This window comes from uncultured Sphingomonas sp. (genome assembly GCF_913778135.1).
In the GTDB taxonomy this organism is placed as follows: Bacteria; Pseudomonadota; Alphaproteobacteria; order Sphingomonadales; family Sphingomonadaceae; genus Sphingomonas.
Genome location: NZ_CAJYVU010000008.1, coordinates 20,296 through 39,518, shown reverse-complemented (window position 1 = coordinate 39,518; position 19,223 = coordinate 20,296). Strand labels below are relative to the sequence as shown.

At 68.0% G+C, this 19,223-nt stretch carries 17 protein-coding genes; 4 read left to right on the top strand and 13 right to left on the bottom strand.

Translation table 11 applies throughout. The features are described 5' to 3' along the window. Nucleotides 1-72: 72 nt before the first annotated feature. A complete protein-coding gene (locus tag QZ847_RS00745) occupies nt 73-1,251 on the bottom strand; it encodes a VacJ family lipoprotein (protein ID WP_294352179.1) in 1,179 nt (392 codons plus the stop codon). Between the two features lie 122 nt (nt 1,252-1,373). Next, nucleotides 1,374-3,368, bottom strand: a complete 1,995-nt coding sequence (gene parE, locus QZ847_RS00740) for a DNA topoisomerase IV subunit B (protein WP_294352178.1) — start codon at nt 3,366-3,368, stop codon at nt 1,374-1,376. Nucleotides 3,369-3,485: 117 nt separating this feature from the next. Between parE and QZ847_RS00735 the strand changes: the two genes are divergently transcribed. After that, complete coding sequence (locus QZ847_RS00735; RefSeq protein ID WP_294352177.1) at nt 3,486-4,358, top strand: outer membrane beta-barrel protein; 873 nt, start codon at nt 3,486-3,488, stop codon at nt 4,356-4,358. A gap of 44 nt (nt 4,359-4,402) precedes the next feature. Here the strand turns inward: QZ847_RS00735 and QZ847_RS00730 are convergent, their stop codons facing one another. The 3 genes from QZ847_RS00730 to QZ847_RS00720 all read right to left on the bottom strand — a co-directional run bounded on the left by QZ847_RS00730 (nt 4,403) and on the right by QZ847_RS00720 (nt 7,376). Further along, nucleotides 4,403-6,040 (bottom strand): pilus assembly protein TadG-related protein, encoded by a 1,638-nt coding sequence (locus tag QZ847_RS00730; protein WP_294352183.1) that lies wholly within the window; start codon nt 6,038-6,040, stop codon nt 4,403-4,405. A 2-nt stretch (nt 6,041-6,042) separates the two neighbouring features. Then, nucleotides 6,043-6,483 (bottom strand): TadE/TadG family type IV pilus assembly protein, encoded by a 441-nt coding sequence (locus QZ847_RS00725; RefSeq protein WP_294352174.1) that lies wholly within the window; start codon nt 6,481-6,483, stop codon nt 6,043-6,045. Nucleotides 6,484-6,647: 164 nt separating this feature from the next. After that, entirely contained in the window at nt 6,648-7,376 is a 729-nt protein-coding gene (locus QZ847_RS00720; RefSeq protein WP_294352172.1) for a GcrA family cell cycle regulator, read from the bottom strand. A 62-nt stretch (nt 7,377-7,438) separates the two neighbouring features. Here QZ847_RS00720 and QZ847_RS00715 point away from each other — a divergent pair, with 62 nt between their 5' ends. Together QZ847_RS00715 and QZ847_RS00710 are read left to right on the top strand one after the other, a co-directional pair. After that, on the top strand, nt 7,439-8,290 hold the full coding sequence (locus QZ847_RS00715; protein WP_294352170.1) for an ABC transporter permease: 852 nt from the start codon (nt 7,439-7,441) through the stop codon (nt 8,288-8,290). A gap of 76 nt (nt 8,291-8,366) precedes the next feature. Beyond that, nucleotides 8,367-8,744 carry a hypothetical protein gene (locus tag QZ847_RS00710; protein WP_294352168.1) on the top strand — a complete coding sequence of 126 codons (378 nt, stop codon included), beginning with the start codon at nt 8,367-8,369 and terminating at the stop codon, nt 8,742-8,744. A gap of 45 nt (nt 8,745-8,789) precedes the next feature. On the opposite strand, the gene QZ847_RS00705 is transcribed toward QZ847_RS00710, so the two are convergent. The 3 genes from QZ847_RS00705 to QZ847_RS00695 are packed head-to-tail and all read right to left on the bottom strand — an operon-like array spanning nt 8,790 to nt 11,193. Further along, a complete protein-coding gene (locus QZ847_RS00705) occupies nt 8,790-9,581 on the bottom strand; it encodes a LysR substrate-binding domain-containing protein (RefSeq protein ID WP_294352166.1) in 792 nt (263 codons plus the stop codon). After that, nucleotides 9,578-9,976, bottom strand: a complete 399-nt coding sequence (apaG, locus tag QZ847_RS00700; RefSeq protein WP_093006003.1) for a Co2+/Mg2+ efflux protein ApaG — start codon at nt 9,974-9,976, stop codon at nt 9,578-9,580. Before apaG ends, QZ847_RS00705 begins: the two co-directional genes overlap by 4 nt. A gap of 11 nt (nt 9,977-9,987) precedes the next feature. After that, nucleotides 9,988-11,193: an aminotransferase class I/II-fold pyridoxal phosphate-dependent enzyme gene (locus QZ847_RS00695; protein WP_294352164.1), complete on the bottom strand. Its 1,206-nt coding sequence runs from the start codon at nt 11,191-11,193 to the stop codon at nt 9,988-9,990. Between the two features lie 98 nt (nt 11,194-11,291). Between QZ847_RS00695 and QZ847_RS00690 the strand changes: the two genes are divergently transcribed. After that, complete coding sequence (locus QZ847_RS00690) at nt 11,292-12,545, top strand: glycosyltransferase family 39 protein (RefSeq protein ID WP_294352162.1); 1,254 nt, start codon at nt 11,292-11,294, stop codon at nt 12,543-12,545. Between the two features lie 36 nt (nt 12,546-12,581). On the opposite strand, the gene leuB is transcribed toward QZ847_RS00690, so the two are convergent. The 5 genes from leuB to QZ847_RS00665 all read right to left on the bottom strand — a co-directional run bounded on the left by leuB (nt 12,582) and on the right by QZ847_RS00665 (nt 19,156). Further along, the gene (gene leuB / locus QZ847_RS00685; RefSeq protein ID WP_294352160.1) at nt 12,582-13,631 is read right to left on the bottom strand and encodes a 3-isopropylmalate dehydrogenase; all 1,050 of its coding nucleotides are present in this window, start codon (nt 13,629-13,631) and stop codon (nt 12,582-12,584) included. A 28-nt stretch (nt 13,632-13,659) separates the two neighbouring features. Further along, entirely contained in the window at nt 13,660-14,391 is a 732-nt protein-coding gene (gene recO / locus QZ847_RS00680; protein WP_294352180.1) for a DNA repair protein RecO, read from the bottom strand. Nucleotides 14,392-14,449: 58 nt separating this feature from the next. Continuing rightward, a complete protein-coding gene (locus tag QZ847_RS00675; RefSeq protein ID WP_294352158.1) occupies nt 14,450-15,343 on the bottom strand; it encodes a GNAT family N-acetyltransferase in 894 nt (297 codons plus the stop codon). Further along, the gene (locus tag QZ847_RS00670; RefSeq protein WP_294352157.1) at nt 15,340-16,293 is read right to left on the bottom strand and encodes a polysaccharide deacetylase family protein; all 954 of its coding nucleotides are present in this window, start codon (nt 16,291-16,293) and stop codon (nt 15,340-15,342) included. Before QZ847_RS00670 ends, QZ847_RS00675 begins: the two co-directional genes overlap by 4 nt. Nucleotides 16,294-16,360: 67 nt before the next feature. Beyond that, the gene (locus QZ847_RS00665) at nt 16,361-19,156 is read right to left on the bottom strand and encodes a DUF3857 domain-containing protein (RefSeq protein ID WP_294352155.1); all 2,796 of its coding nucleotides are present in this window, start codon (nt 19,154-19,156) and stop codon (nt 16,361-16,363) included. Nucleotides 19,157-19,223: the final 67 nt, after the last annotated feature.

The following is a 19,223-nucleotide window of genomic DNA, read 5'->3' as shown; positions in this document are numbered from 1 at the left end:
GGAACCCGGCGCGAGGCCGCGTGACCTTGCGCCATCGACGCTAGCGGACCGGGTCCGCCGCGGGTCGGCGCCTCATGCCGCTGGCGCGCGATCCGTTGCGGCTTCGGGTGCAGCGGCGGTGTCACCTTGATTAGTCGACTTGCCAGCATTGTCGTTGGCCGCTGCGGTAGCCGGAGGTGCGGCGCCTGTGTCGCTTGCCGGAGCCGCGGCAGAAGGCGGCGGGGTCGTGATCGTCGGCACGACCGGCGGTGGCGTGATCTCGCGCTGCTCGGCGCGGATCGGGCGTCCGCGCTCGTCGACGTCCTCGGGCGGCTCGGTCATCCCGCCGACCAGCGGCTCGCCGCGCTTCAGCGCGTCGATCTCGGCTTGGCGGCGTTGCAGGTAGAAGGTGCGCGAGTTGGCGTAAGGGTCGGCGGCGTTATCGTGCAGCTTCTTGAGCGTACCGTCGAATTCCGACCGGTGATCGAGCACGCTCAACGTCGCGAAGGGGATGACGAACGCCGGCTTGGTCACGCGACTGCCGTAGGTGAACGGCAGGATCAGCCGGTCGATCGCGCCGCCGAACAGGTCACGCAGCGTCGTGGGACCCGTGATCGGCAGGAACAGGAACGGGCCGTTCGGCACGCCGTAGAAGCCCAGCGTATTAGCAAATCCGTTGCTACGCCGCGGCAGCTTGAAGGGCTTCTTCTTGGCGACATCGAAGATGCCAGCCACGCCCGCGGTCGTGTTGATCGCGAAGCGCGCGAAGGTTTCCGCCGCCTTGCCGATCTTGTGCTGCAGCAGAAAGTTCACGAACACGACCGGCTCGCGAAAGTTGTACAGGAAGTTGTGGATGCCCTTGCGCACCTCGCGCGGCAGCGTTTTCTTGTAGGCGCGCGCGGCGGGGCCTGTGATCGCATCGTCGATCGCCTGCGTCGCCTTGAACGCGGTTTCGTTGACCGAGCGCAGCGGGTCGGGTGCGAGACCGCGACGCTCTCCGGTGACGACGATGTCGCTGCCCGGCACCGGGGCGCCTTGGCTGGACGGCGGCGGCAGCGTGCGAACGACCAGCGGCGGCACGATCTCCTGCTCCGGGATAGTCGCCGCGTCCTGCGCGGCTTCCTGGCTCATGGTCTCAGACGCGGAGGGCGGTGCCGCCGATGCACCAACCGCGCTCGCAGCGACCGGCGGCTGATCGGCGAACAGCGCAGTCTCGAACGCCGACGGCGTCATCGCGGCTACCGATACGCTGGTCCAAAGCAACAGGCTCAATCGTCGGCTCCTAGCATCCGCCCCACACGGCCGATCGACGGCCGCGGCGACACCGCGAAGGTCGGCTAGTACAAAGGCGCGTTGCGACGCACAACTGGCCTCGACTCAGCCGCGTGCGAACGTCAGGCGTCGATCGCTTCCTCGTCCATCCGCGCCGCATTCTCCTGAATGAACGCGAAGCGGTGCGCGGGATTGGTCCCCATCAACCGGTCGACCAGGTCCTTCACACCCGCGCGTTCCTCATATTCCTGCGGCAGCGTGATGCGGATCAGCGCGCGTGAAGCGGGATCCATCGTCGTCTCGCGCAGCTGCCCCGGGTTCATCTCGCCCAGTCCCTTGAAGCGCGCGACCTCGACCTTCTTGCCGCGAAACGCGGTTCGCTCCAGCTCGGCGCGGTGCGCGTCGTCGCGCGCGTACAGGCTCTTCGCGCCGTGCGTCAGTCGGTAGAGCGGCGGTTGCGCGAGGTAGAGGTGCCCGCGCCGCACGATGTCGGGCATCTCCTGAAAGAAGAACGTCATCAGCAACGTTGCGATATGCGCGCCATCGACATCGGCGTCGGTCATGATGATGACCTTTTCATACCGCAGGTTGTCCGCCACGCAGTCCTTTCGCGTCCCGCAGCCGAGCGCGAGGCCGAGGTCTGCGATTTCCTGATTGGCGAGGATCTTGGCACTGGTGGCGCTGGCGACGTTCAGGATCTTGCCGCGGATCGGCAGAATTGCCTGCGTCTTGCGGTCGCGCGCCTGCTTCGCGCTGCCGCCGGCCGAATCGCCTTCGACGATGAAGAGTTCGGTGCCCGCGGGCGCATCGGCCGAGCAGTCGGTCAGCTTGCCCGGCAGGCGCAGTTTCCGCGCGCTGGTCGCGGTCTTGCGCTTGACCTCGCGCTCCTGCTTGCGCCGAAGCCGCTCGTCCATCCGCTCAAGCACGTAAGCCAGAAGCGCGCGCCCGCGCTCCATGTTGTGGCCGAGCCAATGGTCGAAATGGTCGCGCACCGCTTTCTCGACCAGCCCTGCGGCCTCGGGTGAGGTCAGCCGATCCTTGGTTTGGCTCTGGAACTGCGGATCGCGGATGAACACCGACAGCATCAGCTCGCTGCCGACCATCACGTCGTCGGCGGTCAGCTCCTTCGCGCGCTTGTTGTTGACCAGCTCGCCGAAGGCGCGCAGCCCGCGGACCAGCGCCTGGCGCAATCCCTGCTCGTGCGTGCCGCCATCGGGGGTCGGGATCGTGTTGCAATACCAGCTGTAGCTGCCCTCGCTCCACAATGGCCAGGCGACCGCCCACTCGACCTTGCCCATCTTGGTGCCGTCGGGCGCATCGGCGAAGTCCTGCGTGCCCGCGAACGCGTCGGCGGTGGCGCACTCGCGCCCGCCCAGCTGTTCGCGCAGGTGATCGGCGAGGCCACCCGGAAATTGGAACACCGCCTCTGCCGGCGTATCGTCAGAGATAAGCGACGCGGCACACTTCCAGCGGATCTCGACGCCAGCGAACAGATACGCCTTCGACCGCGCCAGCTTGTAGAGCCGCGCCGGCTTGAAGTTCAGCTCGGGTCCGAAAATCTCGTGATCGGGCACAAACGAGACGCTGGTACCACGCCGGTTGGGCGCCGCGCCGACATGCTCCAGCGCGCCGATCGTCTGCCCACGGCTGAACCGCTGACGATACAGCTGCCGCTCGCGCGCGACCTCGACCACCGTTTCCGCCGACAGCGCGTTGACCACCGACACACCGACGCCGTGCAGACCGCCGCTGGTCGCGTAGGCCTTGCCGGCGAACTTGCCGCCCGAGTGGAGCGTCGAGAGGATCACCTCCAGCGCCGATTTGTCGGGGAACTTCGGGTGCGGATCGACCGGGATGCCGCGACCGTTATCGGTGATAGTCAACCGGTTGCCCGGCTCCAGCGTCACCTCGATTCGCGTGGCGTGCCCCGCGACGGCCTCGTCCATCGCATTGTCGAGCACCTCGGCGGCGAGATGATGCAGCGCACGCTCATCGGTGCCGCCGACGTACATGCCGGGCCGGCGGCGTACCGGCTCAAGCCCTTCCAGCACTTCGATCGATGACGCATCGTAACTGCCGACACTAGCGGTCGAAGAGGCAAAGAGATCGTCGGCCATGCGAGCCGCTATACCCCAGCGCCGACGCGAACAGAAGGGGCACAAGCCAGCAACCAAACGTCACGCAACATATTGCCACATCGGTCCGTTCGGCGCCCGAGTTCACGGGAGGTTATAATGAAGATCAAGCTACTCGCCGGCGCGGCCGCGCTGCTCGCCGCCACGCCCGCTGTCGCGCAGGAAGTGACCACCGGCTTCAGCGGCATCTACGTCGGCGCGGCCGGCGGCTATGACGTTCAGGGCAACGATCGCGGTTCGTCGATCCTGTTCGATCGCAACCTCGATGGCCGCTTCGGCGATACGGTGACGACTGCCGCGGGCGCCAACGCCTTCTCGCCCGGCTTCTGCAACGGCCGCGCGGTCAGTGCCAATGCGCCGGGTCGTACCTCGACCGCCGCACCGACGCTGCCGGCGGGCGCGGGTTGTCGCAACGACAAGGACGGCTGGGCCTATTACGGGCGTATTGGCCTCGACCAGCAGATGGGCCGCTTCGTCGTCGGCGTCGTTGGTGAATTTGGCAAGAGCGAGATCAGCGACAGCGTGTCGGCGTTCTCGACCACGCCGGCCAACTACGTCATGACGCGTGACCTGCAGTGGGAGGCGGGCATTCGCGCGCGCGCCGGCTACACGCCGAACGATTCGACGCTGTTCTATGGCACCTTTGGCCCAGGCTACGCGCGGATCGATCGTGAGTTCACCACCACCAACACCGCCAACGCTTTCTCCGAGCGCGGCAAGCGCAACCAGTTCGGCATCCAAGGCGGCGGCGGTGTCGAGCAGCGCATCGGGAACAACTTCTCGATCGGGCTCGAATATATGTACCACCAATATCAGGACGACGCGTATCGCGTTCGCGCCGGATCGACCGGTACTACGCCCACGAGCAACCCGTTCATCCTCGCGCCCAATACCGGCGGTACCGACTTCGCCCGCAGCGACAGCAAGTTCCGCTGGCATTCGATGCGCGCCACGGCGGCGTTCCGCTTCTGACCTGACGTGACCGGGCCGGCGTTCGCGCGCCGGCCCATACCGGCTCAGCCGACCAGCACCGCATTGCCGCATCGCAGGCCGCTCACCTGTAAATCGCCTTCCCCAAGGCCGAGACCCAGTGTTCCCGTCACCGCCATCAACAATGTGTCGAGCGGCGCGGCGATTGCGGACAGGAGGCCGCCGACCGCGCGCAGCAGCGGGTCGATCGGCAGCGGCAGCCCGAGCAGCGTCACCTTGAGCGATGCCTGAGCGATCAGCGAGGTCGCGATTCCCTGCAGCGGCGTGCTCGACCGGATCGTCTCGACCGAACCCGCGTCGATCATCTCTTGCGTGAAGCGACGCGCCTGCCACGGCTCCGCTGCGCCCAGCGAGACACGGCTGCTACCGGTCACGTCGACCAGCAGTGTGTCGACGATGCGCGCGGTCGCCGGCGTGATCGGCTTAGAGAAATCGGCGAGTTTCGCCTCGTCAATTGTGCCGATTGCCGCCTGCACCGGATCGACCCTTCCCTCCAGCGTCACGGCACGCGTTGTCGCGGCGCAGTCGATCTTCTTCAATCGTGCTTCTGCACCTGCCGCCTCGACGAACAGAGGCAGGTCGATCGAGGCGAGGCTCGACAGGCCGGGCAGCAGCGTTGGTGCGACACGAAGGCGCGCATAGATGCGGGCCTGTGCGGTCCGGATCACGGTGTCGCCGGTATCGGTAATTGCCAGCCACGGCGAGGATTGCGCACGCTCGCCGATCGCGATGCTCACCTTTGCGGACGCGACACCGGGAACACCTGCTCCCAGGTCAAGCGCCAGCCGCCGGGCGCCGCCCGTCTCCAGCAGCGCGGTCATGAACGGCAGCACCGGCACGCGCGCCACGCCGCTGCTGCCGACCGCCTGTGTGGCGAGCGGCCCGGCATCGATCAGCGCGCCGAGCCTGATCGTCTGCCCGCCGAGTGCCGCTCCGATACGCCCGACCGCATCCGCGGCCGCCTCCTGACCCGTCGCTTTCAGCGTGTCGCCCAGCGCACCGAACAGGTCCGTCACCCGCACGTCGGCGGCGAGCAGGTCGCCGTAATCGTTGACCGACAGGTTGGCGCGCAACCGCAGGCGGTCGAGCAGCTGAAAGATGTCTACCCTCGCCTCCACGAGCGCGCGGTGATCGAGCACACCGAGCGACACCGTTCGTCCGGTCAGCGCGGAAAGCAGCGCATTGACGACCCCGCCGTCGATCGCTGCGAGACGCGAGCCGACCGAGAAGCTCGCGATCGCGCGCCGCTGCGCGGTCGCCACCCGCGTGATCGGCAGCGAATCATAGCCGAAGATGCGCGCGAAGAAGGTCGGCGAGCGCGCGCTGAGCTGAACCCGCACCGCATCACCGTCCGCCGCGGCGGTGAAGCGTTGCGCCACCGGCACCGCCGCGTCGGCGCGGTAACGGCCGGTGGTAACGCGCGCAACGGTCGCCGTGCCCCAACTCGCCGCGACCAGATCTCGCGCCACAGCGTCGGCATCGTGGGGAGCACTGGCAGCGGCCAGCGCGGCGCTGTCGGCGATGCCCTGCAACCGGCGCGCGTCGAGTTGTGCGGTGCCCAGATCGACCGCGAATGCCGCGAAGCCGATCAGCAGCGGCATCGCACAGGCGACGAAGACGCCCACCCCGCCGCGCGCATCTCGGAACAGCGAGGGACAACGCATCGTCACAGCACCGCCAGCGACACCACCGCGCGCCGCTCGATTACCGGCTCCGGCAGCGGCACGATGCCGGTCGAGAGCAACGTGAGCACGCGCGCGTCGACGCGCAGCCTGATCGTCGCGCGGGCGCCCGCTTCATCGATCGCGAGCGCCACCTTGTCGCTCTTCAACTCGGCGATGCTCGCGATGTCGGTCGCGACCGCCGCCTGCGCCAGCGTGAGACGCTCGGCCGGGGTTACACCGGCGACGATCGCGCGTGCCGCGTCGTTCGCGGCCGCCTGTACGCTGTGCGCGAGCCAGATATACTGGCCATAGCACAGCACCCCCATCACCAGCGTGATCAGGATTGGCAGCACCAGCGCGAACTCGATCAGCACCGCACCACGACATTGACCGACCAGCCGCGACTGCCACCGATTCCTGAAGCGAGGGAGTAATCCCACCATGACCTAACCCTTTCGGGTTATGTATCGCTCACCATTGGTAGCGGTTCGGCACCGCGTATTCGTTCACCGAACACGGCATTTACACAATTTCCTCAACGACAAAGGGTCGGCCCATCCCACCGGATTGGACCGACCCTTTGAAAGATGCGGATGTTGCGCGCTGCTCAGCGCATGCGCGGACCACCGAACGGCAGCGGCGGCGCGCGGCGGTCGCGACGCGGCAGCTGCGCCTGATAAGCGTGGCCGCAGTGCGTAACGCAGTACGGGAAGCCGGGATTCACCTTTTCGCCGCAAAAGTGGAAGTCCGGCTCGCCCGGGTGACCGAGCGGCCACTTGCAGACCTTGTCGCTCAGATCGAGCAACGAGGTCTTGTCGGCATATTCGGGCGCGGTGCGGGCAGGGACCAGCCGGCGCGGCGGTGCGGGGGTGCTCGGCGCCTGCTGCTCGCCGGGGGACTGGCGAACGAAGCCGCCGGGCCCGACCGAGCGGAGGATCGGCTGCTGCGATTCGACCGGACGCTCGCGCACCGCCGGCGCTGCTGCGACGGGCTCTGCCTCTTCCTCCTCCTCATCTTCATCGACGACCGGCTCGGGAGCGGGCGGCGGGGCGGGTGCGATCACCGGTTCCGGTTCGGCGATCACGACCGTCTCCGCCTCAGCGACCTCGGGAACCGGCTCGGTTACGGGGGCAGCATCCTGCGCCGCCGCGGCCTGTGCGCGCGCTTCCTCCTTGCTGATCACCGGCGATGGGCGCGACTGCAGGCCCAGACGATGCGCCTTGCCGATCACGGCATTGCGGCTGACCCCGCCCAGCGCTTCGGCGATCTGGCTCGCGGTCTGGCCGGCTTCCCACATGGTCTTGAGCGTGTCGATGCGCTCGTCGGTCCAGGACATTCGTGTAATCCCTCAAGCGTGCCGGTTGCGGGTGCTGTCGGCAACGGTTACCCGCCAGAGCCATGAGCAGCCAGCCCCCAATCGGCCAAGTCCAATCGGCAGTCAGGAACGCACCGGGTGTCCCGGTCATCCGGAACGTGAACTGGGGCGGCCTGCGGACGCTCTATGTGAAGGAGGTGCGCCGTTTCTTCAAGGTGCAGCTCCAGACGGTGTGGGCGCCCGCGATCACGACCCTGCTGTTCCTTGTCATCTTCACGGTCGCGAACGGCGCGCGCGCGCCCGTGCGCGTCGGCGGCACGGTCGTGCCCTTCGCCGACTTCGTCGCGCCTGGCCTCATCATCATGGGCATGATGCAGAACGCGTTCGCCAATGCCAGCTTCTCGCTGCTGGTCGGCAAGATCCAGGGCACGATTGTCGACTATCTGCAACCGCCGCTGTCTACCGGAGAGTTGCTCGCCGCGCTGACGGGGGGTGCGGTCACGCGCGCCTTCTGCGTCGGCACGGCGGTGTGGCTGGCGATGTCGCTCTGGCCGGACGTCCATGTCACGCCACAGCATCCGCTGGCGGTATTGTGGTTCGGGCTGCTGGGCGCCTTGTTCCTGAGCCTCGCGGGTGTGCTGACCTCGATCTGGGCGGAGAAGTTCGACCATGCCGCCGCCGTCACCAACTTCGTCATCGCGCCGCTAACCCTGTTGTCGGGCACCTTCTATTCGGTCGATCACCTGGCGCCCGCATTCCGTGCGTTCAGCCACGTCAACCCGTTCTTCTACGTCATTTCGGGCTTCCGTTACGGCTTCCTCGGCACCGCCGATTCGCCCGTGATGCTGGGCAGCATCGTTATCCTCGCGATCGACGTGGCGATGGGCGTGCTCTGCTACACGTTGCTGCGTCGCGGCTGGAAATTGAAGAACTAATTGAGTCACGACGGACACTTAGCAGGTGGGCCTCGTTTCCACGCGCGGGCATTCGCCCGCCAGGAGAGTTCGTCACATGGCCGTCAAATTCGCTGGAACAATGAACGCGATCAATCGCGGACTGGAATCGACCAAGCCCGCGAAGGGTGCCGACATGGTCGAGGATTGGGAAGCCGCACTCGCCGACAGCGACGTGTCGGGCGCGAAGGGAATCCTTCGCAACCTCGCCTCGCTGCGCAAGCAGCTGGAGAAGGACTCGCCCGACGCCAACCGCGTTCACGCACTGCTTCACCGCCTGGGTGCCGCGACCACCAAGATCGCTGACAAGGCCGACAAGTCGCAGGACAAGCTCAAGGCACTCGGCGAGGCGCTGACCGAAGCGGGCGAGGAAGAGCACGACGAGGAAGAGGACAAGGAAGCAGCCGCGGCGCCCAAGCGCGCGCGCAAGAAGTGACGTGACGCGGGGGCGGGGGGCGGGTCACCCCGCTTCCGCCGTCACCTACCCGGTCAGGGCCTCGACCAGCGCCTGCACCTTCTTCTGCCGCCATTGCGGGGTCGGCGCGACTAGCCAATAGCCGCGCCGCGACGGTTCCGCTGCTCCGACCACCACGACCCGTCCCTCGCCCACGTCGCGTGCGGCGAGCAGTTCGGGCACAATCGCGCGGCCAAGCCCCGCCGCCGCTGCATCGATCGCCAGCCCCGCATCGCCGACCCGGACGACCGGCGTCGCCACGTCGTCGGGTGAGCCGGGCCACGCGATCAGCGTGTCGGCGCCACCGCCCGGCCGCTCGACCGTGACCAGCCCGTCGCTCTCGATCGCCTCACCCTCGTGTGCGCCTGGCCCCTCACCCCAGCGGATCGCGAGGTCGAGATTGGCCTCGGTGAAATCCAGCCCCTCGTCGGCGACCACCAGAGAGAAACGCAGGTCGGGATCGCTCCCGGCGATCTCGGCGAGGCGCGGCAGCAGCCATTTTTCGGTCAGGTCGCGCGGTGCTGCGATCGTCAGCGACTTGGACGATTGCCCCGCCTGCATCGCGCGCACCGCGTCCTCGAATTGGAGGAATGCCGCGCGCAACGGCCCCAGGCCCGCCGCTGCCTCATCGGTCAGCTCCAGTCCCTTGGTCGTGCGCCGGAACAGCACAACGCCGAGCGTATCCTCCAGCGCGCGCACCTGCTGCCCGACCGCGGCCGGCGTGACTGCCAGCTCGTCCGCCGCGCGGGTGAACGACAGGTGGCGCGCCGCGGCGTCGAGGACGCGCAGACCGTTGAGCGGCAGATGCGTCCGCTTCACTGCGCCACCGCGGGTGCGTGGAGCGCGAATCTCGGGATTACGACATCGAACGTCGCGCCGTCCTCGTCGACCATGCGGTAACTGCCCTGCATCGCGCCCGTCGTGGTGGAGAGCGGGCAGCCCGACACGTAATCGTAGCTGGCGCCGGCTGCGATCAGCGGCTGCTCGCCGACCACGCCCTCGCCCTCGACCGAGTGACGCGCGCCGCGCCCATCGGTGATGATCCAGTGCCGCGTCAGTAATTGCACCGCACCCGCGCCGTCATTCTCGATGCGGATGTGATAGGCCCAGAACCAGCGCCCGCGCGCCGGCTCCGACTGTTCGGCGAGGTAGCTGACCGACACGCGCACGGTGACCCCGCGCGTCGTTTCGGCGACGTCGAACAGCGCCTTCACCGATGGCGCGGTCACAGCCCGACCTGCGAGAGCGCCTGGTCGAGGTCGTCGATCAGGTCGCGCGGGTCCTCCAGTCCGACGTTTAACCGCAGCAGCCCGTCGGTCACGCCCATCTCCAGCCGTTTGTCCTCCGCGACGCCGTAATGGGTGGTCGAGGCCGGATGCGTCATCAGCGAGCGCGAGTCGCCGATGTTGTTCGAGATGTCGATCAATGTCAGCGCGTTGAGCAGTGCGTGCGCTTGCGCGCGGTCGACGACCTCGAGCGCGAAGATCGGTCCCGCCGCCTCCATCTGGCTCATCGCCAGCGCGTGCTGCGGGTGGCTTGCAAGGCCGGGATGAAGGATACGCGGCACGCGTTGCTCGAGGAATTCGCCGACCTTCACCGAGGATTCCGACTGCCGCCGGATGCGCAGATCGAGCGTCTCCAGTCCCTTCAGCACCACCCAGGCGTTGAATGCCGACAGCGTCGGTCCGGTATTGCGCGTGAACGGCAGCAGCGTGTTGTTGATGAAGTCGGCGCTGCCGCACACCGCGCCCGCCAGCACGCGACCCTGCCCGTCCATCATCTTGGTCGCGGAGTAAGCGGTCACGTCCGCGCCAAACTCCATCGGTCGCTGCAGCGCCGGCGTCGCGAAGGCATTGTCGACCACGCTGCGGATGCCGCGCTCACGCGCGATCCCACACACCGCGCGCAGGTCGACCACGTCCATCGTCGGATTGGCCGGCGTTTCGAAGAAGAAGACCTTGGTCTCAGGGCGCACAGCGTCAATAAATTGCTGCGGATCGCGCGCGTCGACGATCGTGGTCTGAATACCGAACTTCGGCAGCAGCGTGTCGGTCAGCCAGCGGCACGAGCCGAACGCGGCGCGCCCCGCAACGACGTGGTCGCCTTGTTCCAATTGGCATAGCAGCACCGCGGTCATCGCCGCCATGCCGGTCGCCATCGTCCGGCACGCCTCCGCGCCCTCCAGCAGCGCGATGCGCTCTTCCAGCATCTCGACCGTCGGGTTCTGCAACCGCGAGTAGGTCATGCCCGCCTGCTCGCCCGCGAAGCGCGCCGCGGCGTCCTCGGCTCGGTCGTAGCTGTAGCCGGAGGTGAGGAACAGCGCCTCGCTCGTCTCGCCCCAATCAGACCGGGCGGTGCCGCCGCGGATTGCCTGGGTGGCGGGACGCCAGGTCTGGGTGATCGAACGGTCCTGGCCAGTGCGACGCTTCATGCCATCCGCTTTGCCCCCACGCCGGGCCTGACTCAACCCCCGGCATCCCCTAGCCCCTGCCCCTTGCCTCTCGCGCGTACGCAGTCGAGAGATGGCGCGTGACCGAACCCCAACGAACCGCTTTTCTGAAACGCCCCATGCTGGTCGGTGCGCTGATCGCGCTGTTGAGCGAGGTGATCTTCCTCGTCCGGCTCGGCGTGCCGAACAAGCTGGTGTTCGACGAGGTTCACTATGTGCCCGCCGCGCGCGCGATGCGCGATCTGTCAGGACCGACCAACATCGAGCATCCGCTGCTCGCCAAGGAATTGATCGCGCTGTCGATGGCGTGGTTCGGCGACGAGCCGTTCGGCTGGCGCTTCGCCTCGACAATCGCGGGGGCGGCGACGGTCACGGGCGTATTCGCGCTGGTGCAGCTGCTGACGGGGCGCGTGCGTGCCAGCCTGATCGGCGCCGCGCTCGCGCTGATGTCGTTCACCGTCTTCGTTCAGGCACGCATCGCGATGCTCGACACCTTTCTGGCCGCGTTCCTGCTGTGGGGCATCGTCGTGCTGGCATGGTCCGCGCGCGCGCCGACCCGGGGCCACTTCCATGCGCGCTGGTGCGCGGGCGCGGCGCTGCTGGGGCTCGGCACCGCGTGCAAGTGGACCGCGGGCCCGTACGTCGCCTTTGCCGCGGTCGCTTATCTCCGGTTGCGACACGGCCACCCGGAACGCTGGCGCGGCATGCATCCGGTCGTCGCGATCGCGCTGCTCGGCATCGTGTCGGTCGGCACGTACCTACTGACCTTCGCGCCCGCGTTCTTCTACACCAGCGATCCGATGACCTGGTCGCGGCTGATCCCGTTCCAGCTCGAGATGTACGCGCGCCAGACGCAGATCCTGCCGCCGCACACCTATCAGTCGAACTGGTACACCTGGCCGCTAATGCAGCGACCGATCTGGTACCTGTACGAACCCGTCGACGGCGTGCAGCGCGGCATCTGGATGATCGGCAATCCCGCGATTATGTGGGGCGGGCTCGTGGCCGTGGCGACGCTGTTCTGGGCCTGGGTGAAAACCGACTCGGCTCGGCTGCTCGCCCCGGCGCTGTTGTGGGTCGCCAGCCTGCTGATCTGGGCACTGATCCCGAAATCGCTCGGCTTCTATTATTATTATTACCCCAGCGGCATCTTTCTGGTCGTGGCGCTAGCGGTCGCGCTCGACCATTGGCGCGCGAGCTTGCGCGGCTGGGACGAGCTCTACCTGCTCGTCTGCTTCGCGCTGCTGGTCTACTTCCTGCCGGTCTTGTGCGCCGAGCCGCTGACCGACGCGGGCGCGTTCCGCCGCTGGACGTGGTTCGCCAGCTGGGTCTAGGTTTTGCCAGCTGGGTCTAGCGCTCGCCGGCCGGCTCTAGAGCGCCGCCAGCACCGCGTCGCCCATCGCGCGGGTCGACGCGTCGCCGCCCAGATCGGGTGTCCGCACGCCGGTCGCGAGCGCCGCTGCCACCGCCGCCTCGACCCGGTCCGCCGCCGCGGCCTCGTTCAGCGAGTGGCGCAGCAGCATCGCCGCCGACAGGATCGCCGCGCACGGGTTCGCCTTGCCTTGTCCGGCGATGTCGGGCGCGGAGCCGTGGATCGGCTCGTACAAGCCCTTGCCCGCCGCATCCAGCGAGGCCGACGGCAGCATACCGATCGACCCGACGCACATGCTCGCCTGATCCGACAGAATGTCGCCGAACAGGTTGCCCGTCACGATCGTGTCGAACGCGCCCGGATTGCGCACCAGCTGCATTGCGGCATTGTCGACGTACATGTGGGTCAGTTCGACGTGCGGATAATCGCTTGCGACCTCGATCACCACGTCGCGCCACAATTGCGAGGTTTCCAGCACATTTGCCTTGTCGACCGAGCACAATTTGCCGCGCCGCTTGGCCGCGGTCTCGAACCCGACGTGCGCGATGCGTCGCACCTCGTCTTCGTCGTAGCGCATCAGGTCGTGGCCCTCGCGCAACCCCGCCGCACTCGTGCGTCGTCCCTTCTCGCCGAAATAGACGTCGCCGTTCAGCTCGCGCACGATGACGAGGTCGATCGCGCGTGCGATCTCTGGCTTGAGCGTGGAGGCATCCTCCAGCCCTGCGAAGATCTTTGCCGGTCGCAGATTGGCGAACGTGCCCAATTCCTTGCGCAGCCCCAGGATTGCCTGCTCGGGCCGAAAGGCGCGCTCCAGCGCGTCGAACGCGGGATCGCCGACCGCGCCGAACAGGATTGCGTCGGCGCGCCGCGCGAGGTCGAGCGTCTCGGACGGTAGCGGATGACCTTGCGCTCGGTACGCCGCGCCGCCGACGGGCGCTTCCTCGAACGCGAGATCGATGTTCAGCGCTTCGAGCACGCGGCGCGCCTCGGCGGTGACTTCGGGGCCGATGCCGTCGCCGGCGAGGATCGCGATCAGGGGCGTGCTCATGCGCTCCCGAATGGCAAGCCGCGCCCGGTCAGGCAACCGCCCTTTTCAATCGGTCGACCAGCCGGTCGCGCGCCGCCAGCGCCTCGCGCCGACGATCGGCCAGCACGTCCCGCTCCAGAAAGTGGCCGGTGATCGCCAGCGCGTCGGCGACCTCGTCCCACCCCGCCTCGCCACCGTCGACGAGGAAGCGCGGCAGGCGCAGCAGTCGCGCCTCATACCCGCTCGCCGCTGCGCGGCTGACCGCCGCCCCGCTCTTGGGGCTGACGAAGGCGAGATCGTCGACCACGCCGGTCGCAACGCATGCAGACAGGTCGAGCCCGAAGCCCAGTTCGGCGAGCAGCAGCAGTTCGTAGCGCGCCAGCGCCCCGGCCCAGCCCTTCGCACTCGGCGCCGCCTCGACCGCGTCGAGCACGCCCGACAGCGCGTCGTGCAGCCGCGGATAGGCTTGCGCCTCGGGCAACGCCGCCGCGGTCAGCACGGCGAGCCATTCGAGCGCGGCGGCGGGCAGCGCCTCGGCGTACATCGGCGCGCGGCTGTGGATCATCTCGACCGTCAGCGCGGGTAGTTGCTCGTCGGTGCGCGCGCGCCACTCCGCCCGCACCAGATTGGCGGGTTGCAGGATCGGCCGCAGCCGTCGCGAGTGCCCGCCGCGAACGTAGCCCGGCCACACGCCCGCCTCGCGGGTGAAGGCGCGCACCACCGCCCCATGCTCGCCGTGCGCGCGCACGGACAGGACGATGGCGTCGGCGACGAGGTGCATGGACGTAAGATAGGGCATGCGCCGCCCGCGGTCATCGGGCGCGATTACCCGTGTGACGCTAAGCCCGCCGCACGTGCTGCGCGAAGCGCTTCAACGCGGGCGCCTCACTCCAGCGTTTCGCCACCACCATCGCCGCATCGAAACCGCCGACCGCCGCAACCGCCGCCCGGTTGGCGATCGTCGCGCGCAGCAGCAGCTCGTCGCGACACGCCACGCCGCCGCTGGCGAGCCCGCGCTTGTGCTGGCCCTCGCCTTCGGTGAAGTCGAACCAGCGGAAGCGATCGGCGAACAGGTCATCCAGCGCTGCACCCATCAACACGCTGCCGGGCGACAGCGCCTGATGCGCGGGATCGTGCCCGACGTAGTCGTAGCGCAGCGCGTCGCCGTCCGCGCCGCACCACAGATAGGCGATCGGCGCCTCGCTCAGGAAGAGCAGCCACGCGCGCGCGCGATCCTCGCCTGCCGCGGCAATCAGCGCATCCGCATCCTCGGGCAAACCCGATCCCAGCAGTCGCTCCTGATAGGTCGTCACCGACACCGCGCGCGCCAGCGTATGAAACACCGCCATCTCCTCGGGCGAACGATAGCGCCGCACGTCGAGCACGCCGCCGTTCGCCGCCGCCAGCTTCTTCGCCTTGCGCTTCAATCCCGATCGCGCCTGCCCCGACAGTGCCGTCAGCCAAGCCTCACGCCCGCCCGCCAGATCGACGTAGTAGCGCGTGTAGCGCTGCCGCACGAAGCGCAGCCCATCCGCCTCCAGCTGCACCGTGTCGGGTACCGACGTGACCAGATAGCCGTCGTCCGCCCGCGCCAACGCCGGAAGCGCCGGACCCGTGCCCGTGCCCGTGCCCGCCAGCGCCTGCTCCAGCGACCACGCCACCCGCAACAGTCGACGCGGGAAGCTGACCAGCGTGCGCGCACCGACCTGAAGCTTTAGCGCGCTCGCGCTCACGCCGCGCGTTCCGCCACCAGCGTCGACCACAATTGCTCCGCCTGCCGCCAGCGCAGCCGCAGCGCGTCGGGCGCGAGCGGACGATCGGCGCGCCCGAGCGGCAGCACGGGGCGATCGGCTAAGTGGCACGTCGGCGCCGCGTCGCGCCGCTCCGCCAGCATCGCGCACAAGGCCTCGAACCGGTGGACGTGGACGCGGTTGGGTGCGGTGCCGGCGCGATTGGCAAGCTCGAAACTGTGTCCCACGATCGTCACCGCGGCATGGTCGTTAGCGATCGCGTGATCGAGCGCCGCGCGCATCTCCCGTGTCGACAGCGCGCAGATCTGGAAGTTGCGCCAGCAGCCCGGCTTGTCCTCGATCACCGTTACCGGCACCTCGACCACGCCGCGCCGCACGACCGGCGCGATCTGCGCCGGCGGCAGCGTGATCGCGCTCGGCCAGGGATGGTGCGCGCCGTTGTGGCTGCTGTCGTAAGATAACCCGAGCGCGGCGAGCGCACACAATGTGTCGTCGTTTGCCGAGTAGCTGCCGGCGCGGAATGCGACCGGGCGCGGCGCGCCCGCTGCCACCAGCAGATCGATCGCACGTGCCAGCACCGCGCGCTGCCGATCCGCTGACAGGTCGATCAGCTCGAACGCGCCGTGCGCCGCGCCGCGATCACCCGCCACCGCGCCGATCCAATTGGGGTGGCAGTGCAGTTGCACCTCCTGCCCCGCCGCCAGCACCGGCTCGACCATCCGCGCGGCCCATTCCTCGCCGTAGATCAGCGCCGGCAACGGATCGACGAAGAAGGTCGCCTTCAATCCCGCCCGTGCCAGCACGTTCAGCTGCCACGTCAGACCAACCCCCGCCGGCTCGACCGATCGCGCGTGGATCGTCGCGGCGTCGAGCCCCGCGGCATGATGGCGCCACGCGAACTCGGTATCGATGGTCAGGAGTACGGCCGTCATGCCGCCCGCCTTACGTGCGAGACGTAAACGTCACGCTTACAGGTGCCCGTTCGCTCGCTCTCTGCCGCTAGGGGTTGATGCCCCAGCGTGCATATTCCTTGTCGATCTGCGGATCGAGCAGCCGCGCGCGCGCGAGGTCACGGTCGCCGTCAGCCTTCTTGCCGGCACGGTACAGCACAACCCCTCGCAAAAAGCGGCTTTGTGCCAGATCGGGCGACGCTTCGAGGGCCGCGTTCAGGTCCGCCAAAGCATCGTCGAACCGGCCAAGCCGGTAATAGACCATCGCGCGGCTATCGAGCGCGGCCGTGGTCGAATCGGACAGCTCGATCGATTTGGTGCAATCCTTCAACGCGCCGTTGAGCACCTGATTGCCGACCCCGCGCAACCAGCAGCGGGTGTTGAGCAGATGCGGGCTGCCCGGCTTTTCCGCCAGTGCCGTGTCGATCGTCTCCAGCGCAGCGTCCTTCTGCCCTGCCGCCGATTGCGCGTTCGCCTTTGTCGCGAGCCAGTCGACGCGGTCCTTGCTCCCCGCGCGGGCGATGCGTTCGTCGAGCAGCGCAACCGCCGCAGCGCCCTGATCATGGTTCGCCCGGTAATCGGCCAGCGCCATTTTCGCATCGTCTGAATCGGGGTCCAGCTTGCGCGCGGCCTCGATGTCGGCGAGCTGCTTGGCATCCTGGCCCAGCGTCGCGTTCAGACGTGCACGTGCCAGATACAGGTCGATATCCGGTTCGATCGCGATGGCACTGGTATAATCGGCGATGGCACCCGCCCGATCGGCGGCCGCGGCACGAAAGCGCGCCCGCCATTCGTACGGCGCGGTGGCCTTCGGATCGGCCGCCATCACCCGCGTGAACATCGCATCGGCCGGCTTCTGCAACCCCGCGCGCCGCTTCGCCTCGTAATAGGGCATTCCTGCAACACTCGGCGGAGCAACGACCGTCACCAAGCGGTTCTTCGCCTGCGACAAGGCGGCGCGCGCCGCCGGCAGATCGGCGGCGGCCATCTCGCCCCCGACCTGGTCTATACGATCCTCGATCGTGACGGTGTCGCCGCTCAGCGACACGGCGCGCCTGATGCGCGCACCGCCTAGCGTCGCCGACAGGTCGCGGTCGCCGTCGAGCGTATAGCCTTCCCCGCCGTCGGGCAGGCGCACGATTGTGCGATAGACCACGCTGCCGGGGCCGGGCAACATGACCGGTATCGTCGACCAGGCCGTGCGCGCGCGGTCCGGGTTGAAGTTCAGTCCGCCCACCGCCTTGTCGAGCTGGAGCCGGTAGCGGCGGTCGATCTTGGACCAGCGCGTCGACGTGATACCCACCGCGCTGATAGTGGCGATGCCGGTCGTGGCATCGTAGGCGACCTTGGGGTCGATGTAATTGCCGTTACCGACCTGTTCGGCAAACACGCGCTGGGCCATCTGCCGACGCTGGTCGGGGGTGGCTTGCGCCGAGGCTGTTCCGATCGCTTCCGCCGCGGCACCACGCAACGTCATCTTGACCCTCGCGACCGACGGAGTGTCGACGCCGCCGCGATCGTCCAGCTCGGTCGTCACCACCGCGGTCGGGCGCGCGTCGGCATGCAGCACGATCGGCATCAGCGTCGCGCCCCCAGCCCGGATCGGCAACACCGTGCCGAGCGCGGGCGTGTCGCCGAGATCGGCAAGCCGCGTGCCCGACTGCGTACCGTCGAGCCACAGCGTCTCGCCCGCAATCGTCGCACGGACAAGCACGTGGTCGAACGCGCCAGCGCTCGCTAGCCGCTTCGGCACCAGACCGCCCAGTTGCGAACTGGCGAGCACCGGCTCCGCCTCGATCTCCATCGCGTGAAGCATGGCGAGCAGCAGCAGCGTCTTGGCCTTGCAGTCGCCGTAGCGCCGCTCCCACGTCTGCGCGGGTGTCTGCGGCACGTAATTGCCCGTGTCCATGCCGAGCAACAGGTAACGGATCTTGTCCTGCGTGCTCTGCAACGCCGTTGCCGCACGCGCGCGCGGATCGCTTGTCGCCGTCTTGATCCGCGCTACCTCCGCGGCCAGCGGGCTGCCGGGCGCGATCAGCCCGTCGGTCCGGTAAAGCGGCGCCATGACCTTTGACACTGCACCCCAGTCCGCGAACGTGGTCGCTTCGAGGATCGGCAGCGGTCGAAAGCGCGCCGGCGCGTCATCGGGCATTTCGGGCTGCTTGGCAAGCGGCAGCGCAAGGCTGATCTCGCGCCATCCGTTTGCCACCGTCTCGACCGGCTTCCCGCCTTCGGCGTAGCTGCGCCACTTGACCGCGGTCGCGTCGGGCCAGAGCAGGCGAACGCGACCGAAGCCGACCCGCGCGGGGTCGGTCAGCAAGCCGGCAAAGCTCTGCGCCGCACCCTGCAAGGTCGGATCACGCCGCGTGATCGAGAAGCTGACGTGCAGCACATCGCCGACCGACAGGCCTTCGGCGTTCATGGTCGCGATCAGCAAGCCGTCCAACTGACGCTGATCGAGCTGTTCCTCGCGACGCAGAACCGTGAACGGCTGCCCGTTTTTGATCAGGTCGATATGTTGCGTGCCGCGAATGATTTCGGCTTGGTGGATCACCAGATCGCCTTGCGCGGGCTGCCATTGCAGCTTGATGTCGCCAATGGTGCTGAGTGCCTGTGCCGACGCGGCGCGCGTCGCGGTGTCGTAGAACGACCAGACCTGTCCGCTCTCGATCCGCTGCTGGTTGTCCAATCGCACGATCATCGGCGATTCATCGGTCAGCTTGGCGAGATCGATCGCGGGCGCCGGCTTCAACCAGGCGGGTGCGGTCTGATACAAAGGCTTGTCGCCCGCCTGCGCGGCCCCCGCACTTGCCAGCAACGCGAAAAACAACGGCGCACGCCGCATCACTTATTCCCTCGAAAACCCCGACGCGCAGCTTAGCGCGCCGACGCTCACGGACAAGCAGCGGGAA

Excerpts from the sequence above, each read along its gene's own strand:
- parE (WP_294352178.1), bottom strand. The coding sequence starts at position 3,368 with ATGGCCGACGATCTCTTTGCCTCTTCGACCGCTAGTGTCGGCAGTTAC.
- QZ847_RS00735 (WP_294352177.1), top strand. The coding sequence starts at position 3,486 with ATGAAGATCAAGCTACTCGCCGGCGCGGCCGCGCTGCTCGCCGCCACG.
- QZ847_RS00730 (WP_294352183.1), bottom strand. The coding sequence starts at position 6,040 with ATGCGTTGTCCCTCGCTGTTCCGAGATGCGCGCGGCGGGGTGGGCGTC.
- QZ847_RS00725 (WP_294352174.1), bottom strand. The coding sequence starts at position 6,483 with ATGGTGGGATTACTCCCTCGCTTCAGGAATCGGTGGCAGTCGCGGCTG.
- QZ847_RS00720 (WP_294352172.1), bottom strand. The coding sequence starts at position 7,376 with ATGTCCTGGACCGACGAGCGCATCGACACGCTCAAGACCATGTGGGAA.
- QZ847_RS00715 (WP_294352170.1), top strand. The coding sequence starts at position 7,439 with ATGAGCAGCCAGCCCCCAATCGGCCAAGTCCAATCGGCAGTCAGGAAC.
- QZ847_RS00710 (WP_294352168.1), top strand. The coding sequence starts at position 8,367 with ATGGCCGTCAAATTCGCTGGAACAATGAACGCGATCAATCGCGGACTG.
- QZ847_RS00695 (WP_294352164.1), bottom strand. The coding sequence starts at position 11,193 with ATGAAGCGTCGCACTGGCCAGGACCGTTCGATCACCCAGACCTGGCGT.
- leuB (WP_294352160.1), bottom strand. The coding sequence starts at position 13,631 with ATGAGCACGCCCCTGATCGCGATCCTCGCCGGCGACGGCATCGGCCCC.
- recO (WP_294352180.1), bottom strand. The coding sequence starts at position 14,391 with ATGCACCTCGTCGCCGACGCCATCGTCCTGTCCGTGCGCGCGCACGGC.
- QZ847_RS00670 (WP_294352157.1), bottom strand. The coding sequence starts at position 16,293 with ATGACGGCCGTACTCCTGACCATCGATACCGAGTTCGCGTGGCGCCAT.
- QZ847_RS00665 (WP_294352155.1), bottom strand. The coding sequence starts at position 19,156 with ATGCGGCGTGCGCCGTTGTTTTTCGCGTTGCTGGCAAGTGCGGGGGCC.